This window comes from Paraburkholderia tropica (assembly GCF_014171495.1).
GTDB classification, from domain to species: Bacteria; Pseudomonadota; Gammaproteobacteria; order Burkholderiales; family Burkholderiaceae; genus Paraburkholderia; species Paraburkholderia tropica.
In genome coordinates this window covers 278,353-292,023 of record NZ_CP049138.1, presented here as the reverse complement: position 1 = coordinate 292,023, position 13,671 = coordinate 278,353, and the positions used below count along the sequence as shown (strand labels likewise).

At 60.4% G+C, this 13,671-nt stretch carries 10 protein-coding genes and 1 pseudogene; 4 read left to right on the top strand and 7 right to left on the bottom strand.

Translation table 11 applies throughout. The annotated features are described in order from the left end of the window. Positions 1 to 151: 151 nt before the first annotated feature. From G5S35_RS38445 to G5S35_RS40410, 4 genes are all read left to right on the top strand, one after another. Complete coding sequence (locus G5S35_RS38445) at positions 152 to 1,387, top strand: ATP-binding protein (protein WP_202035070.1); 1,236 nt, start codon at positions 152 to 154, stop codon at positions 1,385 to 1,387. Further along, positions 1,384 to 2,043: an HNH endonuclease gene (locus tag G5S35_RS38440; protein ID WP_202035069.1), complete on the top strand. Its 660-nt coding sequence runs from the start codon at positions 1,384 to 1,386 to the stop codon at positions 2,041 to 2,043. Before G5S35_RS38445 ends, G5S35_RS38440 begins: the two co-directional genes overlap by 4 nt. Before the next feature lie 505 nt (positions 2,044 to 2,548). Beyond that, positions 2,549 to 3,376, top strand: a complete 828-nt coding sequence (locus G5S35_RS38435) for a hypothetical protein (protein WP_183040723.1) — start codon at positions 2,549 to 2,551, stop codon at positions 3,374 to 3,376. Positions 3,377 to 5,164: 1,788 nt separating this feature from the next. Beyond that, positions 5,165 to 5,323 carry a hypothetical protein gene (locus G5S35_RS40410; RefSeq protein WP_183040722.1) on the top strand — a complete coding sequence of 53 codons (159 nt, stop codon included), beginning with the start codon at positions 5,165 to 5,167 and terminating at the stop codon, positions 5,321 to 5,323. Positions 5,324 to 5,534: 211 nt separating this feature from the next. Here the strand turns inward: G5S35_RS40410 and G5S35_RS40235 are convergent. The 7 genes and pseudogenes from G5S35_RS40235 to G5S35_RS38395 form a co-directional block, all read right to left on the bottom strand. Beyond that, positions 5,535 to 6,359 (bottom strand): annotated as a pseudogene (locus G5S35_RS40235) (GGDEF domain-containing protein). 815 nt (positions 6,360 to 7,174) lie between these two features. Then, positions 7,175 to 8,428 (bottom strand): arsenic transporter, encoded by a 1,254-nt coding sequence (locus G5S35_RS38420; protein WP_183040721.1) that lies wholly within the window; start codon positions 8,426 to 8,428, stop codon positions 7,175 to 7,177. Then, entirely contained in the window at positions 8,425 to 9,657 is a 1,233-nt protein-coding gene (locus tag G5S35_RS38415) for an MFS transporter (protein ID WP_183040720.1), read from the bottom strand. The genes G5S35_RS38420 and G5S35_RS38415 overlap by 4 nt, the downstream gene beginning before the upstream one ends. A 15-nt stretch (positions 9,658 to 9,672) precedes the next feature. Next, positions 9,673 to 10,224 carry a hypothetical protein gene (locus G5S35_RS38410; RefSeq protein ID WP_183040719.1) on the bottom strand — a complete coding sequence of 184 codons (552 nt, stop codon included), beginning with the start codon at positions 10,222 to 10,224 and terminating at the stop codon, positions 9,673 to 9,675. A gap of 45 nt (positions 10,225 to 10,269) precedes the next feature. Continuing rightward, on the bottom strand, positions 10,270 to 11,067 hold the full coding sequence (locus tag G5S35_RS38405; protein WP_183040718.1) for a hypothetical protein: 798 nt from the start codon (positions 11,065 to 11,067) through the stop codon (positions 10,270 to 10,272). Positions 11,068 to 11,214: 147 nt separating this feature from the next. Then, positions 11,215 to 12,585: a sigma-54-dependent transcriptional regulator gene (locus G5S35_RS38400; protein WP_183040717.1), complete on the bottom strand. Its 1,371-nt coding sequence runs from the start codon at positions 12,583 to 12,585 to the stop codon at positions 11,215 to 11,217. Then, a complete protein-coding gene (locus G5S35_RS38395; RefSeq protein WP_237182010.1) occupies positions 12,570 to 13,538 on the bottom strand; it encodes an ATP-binding protein in 969 nt (322 codons plus the stop codon). Before G5S35_RS38395 ends, G5S35_RS38400 begins: the two co-directional genes overlap by 16 nt. Between the last annotated feature and the right edge of the window lie 133 nt (positions 13,539 to 13,671).

Here is a 13,671-nt window from a genome sequence, read left to right as displayed (position 1 = left end):
TTTCGATCGATGAATTCCGGATGTCTGGTTGACCCGTAGGCCCGTAGGCCCACCACGCATAGCTTGACGAACCGGTCTGCCGTGTGGGGAGGCAAGCCGATATAAAAGGGGAGATTGGCTTGATGATAGTAGACGATTGGCGAGGTGCTACATGGTGATGCTGGACCACCTCGGTCTGGGTATTCACCGGCCCGCACGGGAGTCGGTTTCGATACTCGTTGGACCAAACGGATCAGGTAAGAGTTCGTTTCTTCGCGATCTGGCTGCATCTCAGTGCGGCGATCGCAATGTCGTGATCGTGTGTAACACTCCTCATGACCGGTTTGCGGGCCTGCGCGGCGCGCGGCGCATATCGGTCGGAAAGACCGCAGGTTCCCCGCGAGTCATCGTGAAGAGCGCAGTGGCACAGTCGCTGGCAGGATCCGGCGCGGCGTTCTATCAGATCAGTTCCACGCTCGAGTACTGTGGCTACCGCGCGCGCTTCGGCTTCCGGATGGACGCGGCCGCCCTCTACGGCAGGACGCTCGACGAGATAAGGCAGCACCAGTCTGGACCGTCCGGTGAGGTATTCGACAGTGTCCCAGAGAATGGTTCGCTGCTGGATGAGGTGGATGGTCCGGAGCGGGCGGATATGGAGTTGGCGTTGGCGTTTCTGCGGCGACACAATCCGTCAGAGTCTATCTGGATCGATGCATCCGAGAAGGTCCTGGACTTCAGCCGTGCGCGGGAGTTTGCATCCGTGCTGAAACTCGAATCTAGGTTGCGCGTCTGGAACGTCCTGCGTGGCATTCGCGTGTATCTGGAGCGAGTCGATGACGGCGACGCTATTGAGATACAGCATGCGAGTTCTGGACAGCTCGCGCTCATCTCATCGCTTCTGTTCGTGATCACGAATACGGGCGAGGATCCAATTGTCATCATCGATGAGCCGGAGAACAGCTTGCACCCCAAGTGGCAGCGTGAATACATCGAGAAGGTCATGACTGCCCTGAGCTACCGCAATGCGACGATCATCGTTGCCACCCATGCCCCGCTGGTAGTCACGGGCGCCCTTGCGGACAGTCCGCAACTCGTATCCGTGTTCGAGGTTCGGGACGGCCGTCCAGAGCGTTTGCAGATTGACCGCGCACGTAGCTCGCCGGGTAGCATCGAGGAGATACTATGGCGTGCCTTCGAGGTTGTGACGCCGGCGAACCACTTCGTCAGCGAGCAGATCGCCAACGAGGTCTCGCGTTTCGAAAAGGGTGAGGTAAGGAAGGACGAGGTCCTGGCGCTCATCGGGAGGATGGAGGACGAAAGTTTCGACGAACGCCAGCGGGGGTTTTTCAACGCAGTGCGCGTGCTGCTTGACAAGGTCGAGGCGGGTCGCGATGAGGGCGACCAATGATCGTCGATAGATACCTGCCGGCGCTCGATGCATTCGTGCTAACCGCCGATGAACACAGTGCTGTAACGTCCGCCCTCGCGAGCCCCGACCCGTGGGAGTGGAATCCGGGCGGCGCACAATCGATCGCGATAGCCAGCGTAAAGACGAAGATTCGCGATTATCATCTCGCGCGCCACGACAACAAATGTTGCTATTGTCGGGTCAACCTACATGGCGGCGGCCACTTCATGACCGACAGGGAGCATGTTTTGCCCAAATCGGTCGCTAACTACAGGCCTTTGTCCTATACGATGTGGAACCTGAGCATCGCTTGCAAGCGGTGCAACATGGAGTACAAGAAGAACCGGACTGATTTTGTCGTGGCTCTGAACGACGCTTCGCTGCTCCAAGAGGGGGCGAATTACCGCTTTATCCACCCCAACTTCGATTTGTACCGCGAACACCTGTCGCGCTTCGCGCAGGAGGTAGACGAGACGGTGATCGTCAAATATGCGGTCGTGGCCGGGAGTGCGAAAGGAGCGTACACCTACGACTACTTCAATCTCCGCGGGCTGGAAGTGAACAGCTTCGACAGGGCGCAGGGCCTAGACACACGGGAGGTCCCGGGCGAGGCAGCTCAAGCGGTCAGGTCGCTTGCGGCTTCGTTCGGGCAGTGAGCCTCGCAGGGCCGTCGGCTAGGTCCCACAGGGCATCGGTGAACGAAACCGGCTTGGGAACGCTGATCGCTGTCGGTTTGGGAGGATCCCGAGCGGGACCGGACCGTAGGTATGATCCCGTACGCATGCTGATACCGGGAATGCGCACTATGGCGTCGCCCGGACATCACTGCGGAAGCAGCAGTTGAACGACAGGTAACGCGGCATCAAGATTCGGTCGGTCACCCAATGGCATCAACGGTGACGCTTTCGGTTACGCGATGTTTTCACGTGGTGCACGATTAGGCTCAGAACGCGGCAGGCAAGCATGTTGCGATTAAGAGAAGCATGTCACAATGCAACGGCCGTTGAGCAAAGCGCGAGTTGTCTGTAAATATCGAGCATCAGTTATCGGTCCGTGTTGCCCGCAACGTCGCTATTGCCGAGATCGTCTGTGTCAGACGGGTGCTTTGATTCTCGTCTAGACATCTCGATCTCGGAACGATCTCCACAACACCACATTAAAATGACGGAAACACCAAAGCGGCTGGCGCCAACCAGAGAAGTTTTGCGAGAGCTCTATCTTAAATCCGGCAATCGGTGCGCGTTTCCGGCTTGCAACCGAGCACTGTTCAATGCGAAAGGAGTGTTTGTTGGGCAGGTTTGTCACATAGAAGCTGCCGAACCCGGAGGCGAAAGGTACAACGAAGATCAGACCAATGAGGACCGGCGCAAGGTCTCGAACCTGCTTTTAATGTGCTACGACCATCACATTGAAACGGACGACGTTGTCAAGTTTCCCGTAGACCGAATGCGGCGTATTAAGGCAGAGCACGAGAAGAAGTTCTCTGATGTGGTTGGCTCTATGCTTCTCACCGTGACGGACCATACGACGCTCACTGATCCCATTTTCGCGCTGAATCTTGAAGCAATGAATCGCCTGCTCAAGTGGAAATCCTCGCCATCAGAGTTGCAGGACGCGGTTTCAGAACTCAAGGAGATCGCCAAGCGGCTGGCAAAAATACCTGAACCAAGTCGTCAACTTTTTCTGATCGTTGTGAACCGCGGTCGGAACACCGAGTATGGGGATTTGCAGGTATCGCTACCCGAGATTAAGCAAGCAACCAACCTTACGTCGGGAGAGTTGCGCGATTGCTTCTCAATTCTCGACAGTCACGGCTTCACGCAGGACAACGACATTGATGATTTTGGCGTCCAGATGGTCGGCTGTTGCACAGCGCCATCCGGCTGGCCAGTCTGGAAAGACATAAAGCTATTTTGTAAAAGGATCGATGCTGACCCTGCTTTGCTGATCATGAATCTTGACTTCTCGGTGCTGGACGGTCACAGCTAGTTCGTTCCCTGAACGGACATACTGCGAATTTGTATGCGCCGAATGATCACGAATCGCGCGTTCACTATGCTGCTGAAGTTCACGCAGCGTCGACCTCCGAGCCCGTCAATTTGTACAGCGAAGATGCCGTGCCTGTCGGCGCGTGTCCGGGGATTGCCAGTGGCAGGTGCTATACGAGATGGACGCCAATTGGGGATGCCCGATAGGACCTGCCAAACCGGTCGGGCGACTACTACTACCTGGAACGCGCGCACGAAGCGAATCACCATTATGAGAATGTTTGCTGAACGATGCCGAGAGGTACTTCTGGCTCGCTACCAAGACGAACGCCTTGTCGACACTGCCGTATCAAACTTGGAGACTGTGCGTGCGCGCTTTCTCCGCAGTGGCTGTGCTGACAAGAACTTTGAGAGAGAATTGAAATCGGACGATACGGGTAAATTCGCTCAGCGCCTTGGCGAAATGCTCTTGTTCGAACGCCTTAACCATGCAGGGTTCCGGCTCACGAGTGCGGGGAGAGGCCCAGATTTTCGGACCGAAATGAAAGGGGAAGTCGCTTGGCTGGAGCTGGTCTCGCCTTCCGCAGGCGAAGATACGAGAATTGATGAATTGTTTGCATCGCACAATCCGCTTAGGCCTGATCCCAATGCCGCTACGGAACTGCGCGAACGAGTCTTGCTGAGAATTTGCACAGGAATTTCAGCGAAGCTCGAGGCTTTTGAGCGCTACCTCAGAGACGGCATCGTAAAGCCGGGCCAAGCGTGTGTCATTGTGATCAACGATGCACTGATGTGCTCTCCGACGGTTCCTTTTTTTGGTGTATCGCTGGGCGCGGAAGAAGGAATCGGAGGGGGCCGCTGGCCGAACATGCAGTGTATGGTGTCGGTCACCGTTATTGGCAGAAGAGCGAGGCGTCCAGCCAATTCGAGATTGTTTCGACTTTCCGTGAGCAGACTAACAACAGGCCGGAGCCAGCCAAGGACGGTAGTGTTCGGGAGCCTGTACCAGTAAGTTTGTTTGCACGTCCGACGTTTGAGCGCCCGAAGGAGTTTGCCAATCGGGCTCAAGTGATCTCTGCTGTCATGCAGGTGACCCTGAGAGAAGACTACGGCGTCCTAATGCAAATACGAGCCAAGGTAGAGCAGGAGGACCGTGTAGGTGAGAACCTTCTGTTTCCCGGGGCTGTAATCCGAAATCCAAACGCCTTGGTTCCGTTGGCGCCTTCTATTGAACGAGGCCTTAAGACAATGGCAAATCTACCGTCCCTGTCCGTAGAGGAAGCAATGGAGCTCGCACAACGGCGCTTCGCTATACTGACGGGTGGGCGGTATATCCCTCCCGAGACCGCTTTGAACTCGCCGTCTACTTAGGTGGTGATCACTCGATCTTACGCGATGTAAACGGCAGTCGTACCGATTGCAATTTTTATCGGGCTTGCTGAACTACGCGCTGTTGTAGGATGCGGCTCAAGATTCGATGGCGCTCCCGCCTAGGCTTGCGCCTCTTGTGGAGAGGCGGCGGGAGTAAAAAATCAAGGCGTCGAGCGGCTCTGGTAGGACCACATTGGAAACTCCCTTGCGGTATCTGTGGCGGTATCGTGCCCAGAAATGACGAAAGCCGGTGCGTATCCGCGATTTTCAAACGAAGTAGGCAATTGTCCTCCGGGTTGTTCCGGCGACAGCCGTCAACTGCTGACTATGATTTTCGGTACTATCGACGGTATCGACGCCGAGTGCGCAGGCGGGCACGCCGTTCTCACACGGCTTGAGCTATTGGATTGACAATCGAGTGGGAATCATCAACCCAGCATCCGGACTGACCTTGGCATTCCTCGCCATCTCCAAGGTCGGATACGGCCAGTGGGTACGATTCGCGATGCCGCTGGTTTTCATGCTCTCAGTCGCTGCAGTTGTCATTGTGACCCTCGCGACCATGCTCGGATATTGAGCAAACTCGGCGTAGGTGCTCTGTGTTCAAGACCTCGGCGACGACTGACGCTGAAGCGTTCAACGTCGACGTCTACGTAGGATCTCTTAGCACGTCCGTTCTTGACATCGCGCAGCGGCTCACATTTCTGGGCATTTCTGCGTACTTGTCGGCCGAACATGATGCGTTGCGTCGCCAGTCTGGTTTCGATGCGCGGCGACCGCTCCGCCTGTCAGGCACAATACGCTTGGTCGCTGATCTCCACGCAATTACGCCCCGCATCCTTGGCACGATAAAGCGCGGCGTCCGCGCAACGCGCGAGTTCTTCAAGCGTGGCATCTGCTTCGGCCATACAGGCGACACCTGCGCTGCAGGTGTAGGGGATGGCCGATGCGCCTGGACCTTGATACGAAACCATCATCCGGATTCGTTCGGCGAGGATGCAGGCCTCGTCCGCAAGCATGTCAGGTAGCAGGACGGCAAACTCCTCTCCGCCCCAGCGACACAGGTGACCTCACGTCGGGACGACGCTCGCTGCCCGTTCCGCGAAATCGACCAGAACCCTGTCGCCTGCGTCATGCCCGTGCTGGTCGTTCACCTGCTTGAAGTGATCGAGATCGATGAGTAGCATCGATAGCTCGCCGATGGTCCTTCTCGTCTGTTCCCGCTCCTTCTCGAACGCTGCCGTGAAAGCCCTTCGATTCTGTAGTCCGGTCAGCGGATCACGATAGGACTGTCCCTCAAGCTCAGTACGCAGGCGTTTCATTGCGACGAGCAGAAATCCGACCGTAATGACGAGCGAAAAGAAGGCGCCCGCCAGGAGATAGAACGTATGTAGCGGTCGAGCCTGGAAGAATCCGGAGAGGTCGCCCGGAGCGGCGATCACCGTTGCAGAGCGCATCAGCGCAATGGCACACTCAGCGACCAGCATCGCGCCAAGGGCTTTAGCCGAATGGCCTGGTCGACCGTAGCGAAGCATCACCCAGCCGTGGGCTCCATAGAGAAGCGCCAGGATACCTGTCACGCAGGCGGCGCGCGCAGCCACGGAGTCCTCCATGAGCCAGTACAACGCGGTACCTGCCGTGCCGAAAAGAAGGACGAGGGCAACAGAACGCCACATCACCCGGCGGCCAAAGAAAAGCTGTGAGCCGATCAATCCCAGGCTGGTGCCGGACATGATGCCGGCGTTGGCGACCAGGATCGAGAGCCAGTCCGGGACTTCGCCGCGCAATGCCAGCAATACGGCTGAGGCGCTCACAAGCAGGGACCCCGACGCCCATTGCCGGATGCCGCGGATGTTGACGGGAAAACTCCGCGCAAGCGAAAAGAGGGCGATGGCCATCAGGCGGGCATGACCGACGACATGAGAACGACAGTGCGCAGGTCAAAGAGTGGCATGCAGCAGCCCCGGCTGGAAAAAGGACATCTGTATAGCATCTTTCGCTTACAGGCACTACATGAGAGCGAGCGCAAACCGGTTTTGCCTGTCAGTGCTATTCAGGCTCCTGGTTTGCGCGCCCCGTTCCGGGAGGATTTTCCGCGCCACAGGGGCCGTTGATGGCCCCCCAGTCCCCGGCTCGACGTTGAAAATTAGCTACAGCAATTTATTGACATCGTGGAAAGTGATCTCGACTGCGATGTTCTGCAGGAGGACGGACTGGCGGTAGCGCGTTCGACTCTAATTCTCAACCGTCTCCCCGGCACCCTGGCTTGCGTCGAGGCAATCCTTCGGCTGGCGATTGAGGGAGTGCGAACTCGCACGCGCAGGCCGTGCTTGTGAAATGTCAGTTGGCTGGATGGCTGGTACCGGAGCGTAGAATCCACTCAGCCTGATGGCGACGTTCCTTTCGGGAGGAGGGGGACACGCCCAGGTCAAGCTCCGCAGAGGAGCCGCACGCCGAGCGCCAGCACGAGCGCGGGCAACATGACCATGAGGCCGATCCTGAGAAACTGCAGAAAGCTGACTTCCTCGCCTTCACGACGAATTGCGGTGAGCCAGAGGATGGTGGCGAGCGAGCCGGTGATCGAGAGATTGGGACCCAGATCGACGCCAATCAGCAGGGCGTCAATGACGCGCTCCGGACTGTGCGCCTGAAAGGCGCTCGCGCTTGCAATGAGTCCGGCAGGCAGGTTGTTGATCGCGTTGCTCCCTAAAGCGACGGACACGCCTGCGACGGCCGCAGTCATCGGCTCGTTTTGCCGTGTTGCCAGCGCAAGCAGATGCGAGAGTCTGCCAATGACACCCGTATGATCGAGCATCTCGACCATCACGAACAGGCCTGCGACAAGCGGGAGCACGCTCCAGGAGATTTCGCCGATAAGCCCAGCCGGAGACTGACCTTCCCGGATCAGGATAACGGCGGCGGTGGCTATGCCAAGAATCGCCGTGGGCAAACCCAGTTGCAGGTCGAGTGCCGACACGACGAGCAGGGTAACTGCCGTCACACCGATGCCGGCCAGCGTCACCTTGCCATTCGTGCTGAGTGTCTCGATGGGCAGATCGCGCGCACACTTTCCCTTGCGGTCGTCGCGCTGTGTCCAGCGCAGCGCGACAAACGTTGCGGCGATCGACAGCACAGAAGGCAGCGCAAACCGGCTGATCCACAGACTCAGGGCTGGCGTGTGATTCGCGTAGAGCACCAGGTTGGCGGGATTCGAGATTGGCAGCACAAAACTCGCCGCGTTGGCGATAAATGCGCACGCGTACAGCAGCGGTAATGGTTTTGTCTGGGCTTTTTTCGCGGCGGCGAACACCGCCGGAGTGAGGACGACAGCCGCCGCATCGTTCGACAGAAAAGTCGTCACCACGACGCCCACCAGGTACACGAGCAAAAAGAGCCGCCGCGGCGACCCGTTCGCATGGTTGACAGCGAGCACCGCGATCCAGTCGAACAGTCCTTCGCGGCGGCCAAGTTCCGAAAGCAGCATCATGCCGATGAGGAACAGGTAGACGTCGCTCCCCTTGTTGACGGCCTGCCACGCGAGGCTCGCAGGAAGCAGTCCGAGCGTGACCAGTGCGAGCGCGCCGGCGACTGCCCAGATCGCTTCAGGCCAGCGGAATGGACGCAGGATGACGCCGGCGGTCGCGGCGAAGGCAATGCTCCAGGAGAGCAGAACAGGATTCATGTTGTCAGAGGCGTATTTTTGGTGTTGTCACAGTGACGGCCGCAGGCTTTTTTCAGCGTTGAACCACAGAGCAGCCAGAGCGCGAGCGAACCCGTCGATACGGCGCCCAAGGCAAGAAAGGCGGTTGCATAGCCAAAATGCTGGGCCAGCATGCCGCCGAGTGCGGGGCTGAGGGCAGCACCCATGCCTTGCAGGGTCATGACGACACCCTGGCCGACATTGACGCGCCCCGTTCCCTGCAGCAGTCGCACGACCAATGCCGGCACCGCGACGCTTTGCAGGCCGGCGCCAATTCCGTCAAGCGCCTGAACCGGCCACACGCCCCATGCAGCGATCAACATTGCCGCAACGACTCCGCGCACGGGCAATGCGAGAAAGGTGATCAGGATGACGCCCCAGTAGCCAATGCGTTGAATAAGACGATTCGCGAAGCATGCGGCGACCAGCATGACGAGTTGTGCGATGACGATCGTCGCGGCGGTGACGGCATTCGGGTCTCCCTGATGGGCGGAGACCACGGCGAGCCCATAAAGCGGGAGCATTGCGGCATTGCCCAGATGGAATATCGCCAGCGACAAGGCAAGCAAGAGCAACGGGCGGCAGGTCAACAGCACGCGAAACCCGCTTGCAGGTTCATGCGCCGTCGGCGACGACGGTCCTGATCCGCGCGCGCTGTCATGATCGATCACATCGCGCCGGATGAGCAGCGTCGAGATGATGGTCATCACGCCAAATACGCCGGTGAGCACGAACACCGCACCGAATCCGTATTTCCATCCGAGCCAGCCCGAAAGCGCCGCGCCGACGACGTTGCCCGCATGGTTGGCCACCTGGTTGCGGCCGAACTGCCGGTCGAAGCCTGCTTCACGGACGATGCCAAGCGTCACGCCCGCGACCGCGGGCCCCAGCGCCGCGCCAGTCACGGCGGTAAAGATCTGCGAAGCAGCGACCATCCAGTAGCTGTGCGATATCCACAGCGCGAGCGCTGCAAGCGTTGTCATCACTCCGGCGACGACGATGACGCCGCGTTTGTGATGCGTCGCGTCGATCAGCGCGCCAGCGGGCGATGTCGCGAGCATGCTGGCAATGCCGCCCACCGTCATGACCGTACCAATTGCCTGCGGGTGCCAGCCCTGCGCCTGCAAAAACACGCCGAGAAACGGGCCGATGCCAGCCTGCACATCGGCCATGAAGAAGTTCAGCGCTTCAAGCGCATAGTGCGGGTTCACGGGGCCCTCACCGCGTCAGGCAGGCGACGGCGCGTCGACGAGTTCAGCGATCTCGTCGACTTCGATCGTGCGCCCATGTCTGTTCCTGACGCCGCTTCCCCACGCCTGGACATGCGCGCCGGGCGCCAGATAGCTGGCCAGTTCGGCGGCCGCGTGCGGCGGCATGCGCAACGACGTGCCATCGTCGAGCAAGGCGCCGCGCAGTTCGCCTTTCGGGCCGAACAGGGAAAGCACAACTCCACCGGATGCCTCCATGGGTTTGCGTTCAATGTGCGGCTTCGGAGGCCTCTGCCCGTCATGGTGCGGACCTTCGTCGAGAATCAGCACGCCGCTTTGGGTCAAGATAGACACTGCGACAAGCATGTTGGCGCCTCGAGGTTTCACTCCGCGGACCCGGACGACCTCGCCCGTTGCCACGTGCCGAGCCAGCTTGTTCGCGAGATGGGGAGGAAAGTGAACCTGCTGCGAATCGAGCACAAAGCCGTCGATTTCGCCGTGCGGGTTCAACAGGAAGCGCACGACTTTCCCGCGGATTTCAGGAAGGCTCTCAGGATCGATCCAATGCATTGCGTTTCTCCTTAATGGATGACAGGGATTTGTCAGATGACGCGCTCAGGGCGCGGGTGGAAGACGGTCGTAGAGCCTGGAGAGGTTGCCAGGCGAGCCGAATGCTGTTGCCTGCAAGGCCGCGCCGTACTGGTTGCGCGTTCCGTAACCTCTGGCTGCGACTGTCGCGCCCGTTCTGACCAGTGCGGGGTACTGCTGGGCGATGGGAGGCGTGAGCTTGATCACCGTGCCGTCCGAGAGGATGACGCCGTCGGGCTCGCCGCGTGGAGCGCTGGTCACATACGCAACCTGCCCCTGTGCATCCATCGGGGAAAGGCCCGCGCCACGCAGTTCGCGCGGCATCGGTCGCGCAGCCGCATCAGGTGCAGGCGGTTGATCGACGAGTTGCTCGCCGCTTCTCGTATCGGTGATGCGTTGGGCGTCAAGGCTCGCCTCTGAGTTTCGCCAGCCACTCACCTGTACGGCGTCGCCCTTGCGAACCATCGCGGCAAGCTGGGCGCCCATGTGCGGTGGAAACCGGATCAGCAGACCCTCCCGGGTCAGAAAGCCGTCGACGTCGCCGTCCGGGTTGATCAGAAAGCGCGCGACAGTGCCCTGCGCGGTGCTGCCGGTGGCAACGCCGGGCTCAGCCGGGCGACCGGGATCGGTGCCGGGCAGTGGCGCAAGCGGCGCTGCGCCCGGCGGACGTGCAATAGCTGCGCTGGGCGGCGGCGGGGGAACCGGTGTTGCTTCAGGTTGGGGCTGCGCCGCGCATCCCGCGCTCGCCAGGAGCAGGCTCGCGAGACACGTTGCGACTGTGTGGCGCAGCACGACTGCGTGCGCCGCATAGCGGGTCGATTGCATGATTCACTCCTTCGCGTGACGTGGAGTGTTCTGCAATGGTCATGCCATATCCCCGAGGTCGGTATTCCGGGCCTTTATGGCTCTGGACGGGCGGCGGCATGTCCAGAAACCGGACAGGATGTGTCCAGTTTCGTGACAGCGATGCGCTCAGGCAGACGAGTCTCCCATGCCAAGCGCCGCCATCCGCGTGTAGAGCGACTGGCGGCTGATGCCGAGCCTGCGGGCGGCTTCCGCGCGATTGTCTCCCGCCGCAGCAAGCGCATGGGCGATGAGCGCACGTTCCAGCCGGGCCACGGCTTGCGCGAGGGGAAGCTCAAGGAGGCTGGCAGGTATCGGATGATCCTTGCAGCCAATCGTCGCGCTCAGGAAGTCGAAGTCTTCGCGCGTCAGCACCAGGCCCGGCGCGAGCGCGGCTGCGCGCTCGATCGCGTTGGCAAGTTCGCGGACGTTGCCTGGCCAGCTGAACGTGGCGAGCAGGCGCTGCGCGTCCGCCGAGAGATGTTTGCGCGCGGCATCGGTAGATGTTGTCGCGAGAAAGTATTCGGCAAGCGGCAGGATATCGGCCACACGTTCGCGCAGGGGCGGCATGTGCAGCGGAATCACGTTGAGGCGAAACAGCAGATCCTGGCGAAAGTCTCCCGCATTCACCATCGATGCGAGATCACGATGGGTTGCCGCGACGAAGCGCACGTCCACATCGACGACCCGGTTGGTCCCAAGCGGCGTAATCTGCCGCTCCTGCAGCACTCGCAGGAGTTTGGCCTGCATGGTGAGCGGCATGTCGCCGATCTCATCGAGAAAGAGCGTGCCGCCGTGCGCTTCTTCGATGCGTCCGCGCCGCTCGCCCTGGGCACCCGTAAAGGCGCCTCTGGCGTGCCCAAATAGCTCGCTTTCCAGCAGCTCAGCAGGCACGGCCGCGCAGTTCACCGCAACAAAGGGGCCGCTCGCGCGCGCCGAAGCGCGATGCAACACTTGAGCCGCGACTTCCTTGCCGGTTCCGGTTTCACCCGTGATGAGCACGGTGGCGTGGGTCCCCGCCGCGCGGCCCAGGCGCTTTTGCACGTCGCGCATGGTTTCGCTTACGCCGAGCAGGCGCGGCTCATGCGTTTTCACCTCGTCCCTGAACGTGTTCGCGGCGGCCGCCCGGGCCTGGACGGTCAGGATGCGTTCGAGCAGGGCGATGATCTCGTCGCGTCCGACGGGTTTGGTCAGGTGTTCGAAAGCGCCCAGGCGCATGGCGCCGATGGTGTTGTCGCTCGTCGCGTGTGCGGTCAGCATTACGACGGGAACGGCGCGTGAGTGTGTTGCTTCGCGCAGCGTCTGCAGGACGGCGAGACCGTCCGCGCCTGGCAACCGGAAGTCGAGAAAGATGCAATCCGGCGTGGCGCGCTCGCGCAGCAAAGCAAATGCCTCTTCGCCGGAACGCGCCTCCAGCGCGTCATGGCCAAGATCCTGCACGGTTTCCGCGAGGCCTTCCCGGAAGGCGTCGTCGTCGTCGATGATCAGTATGGTCGCCATGGCAGGTCAATCACAAAGCACGTGGTATGCGGATCGTCGGCAAGGAACGCCTGGCCGCCGTGCGCTTCGGCGATCTCGCGCACGACAGCAAGGCCAAGGCCCGAGCCATCCGGGCGGCCGGTGACAAACGGCTCGAAGATGCCTTTTCTTTCACTCGCCTTCACGCCAGGGCCATTGTCTCTGACTTCGAAGCGAAGGCGCTCGCCGCCGTCCGCTTGCGTGAGCCGCGCCGCGACGTTCACGAAGCCGCCCGAAGGCGCGTGCGACAGCGCGTTGACGATGAGATTGTCGAGCGCGCGCGCCATCTGCGCCGGATCGAAAACGGGTTGTTTCGCGGCGGTATCGACCTCGACGCGCAGTTCGATCTGGTGGCTCTCCGCACGGGATTCATGCACGACAACGATTTGGTCCAGCCACGCGTCCAAATCGACTTCGCGAGGTTGAAGCGCAATGGGCTGAGTCAGCGCGAGCAGGCTTGTCACCTGCGATTCTATGCGGCCCACCTGCTCGATGATGATTTTCAACGCCGCCTCACGGCGCGCTTCGTCACCCGCGAGCGCATTCTCGGCCTTCAGGCGCATCGCGCCCGCAGGGTTGCGGATCTCATGGGCGATTTGCGCGGCCATTTTCCCGAGCACGCTGAAGCGTTCCGCGCGCGCGAGTTGAAGCGCCATATCGCTCGCTTCGCGCTTGAGCCGTTCGGCGCGCTCGACATAGCGGTTCAGCGCTACGACGATCTGGTCCAGATCGCGTTCACCGAGCAGATCTAGCCGTTTGCCCTGCTCGAACTCGCCGTTGGCCGCGAGCGCCAGTTCGAGGCGCGTCAGGTTCACGCCATGCTGGCGCGCGACCATCGAAACCGATTTCCCCGGCTCGAAGCTCTCTCGCACCATCGCCAGTTTTCGTTCCGCCGTCCAGCGCCGCCGACGCTCCGGGCCCGTCAACACATCCATCACTTCCTGCCTGGTGTTAGTCAAAATCTATGGTCGCCCCCATTTTTGCAATGCTGGGTTAACGATGTTACGGGCTTGCTCAAATCTATTCGGCGTCTTCGTTGAGGTTTTTTCCTCAGCGCCACGATGAGAG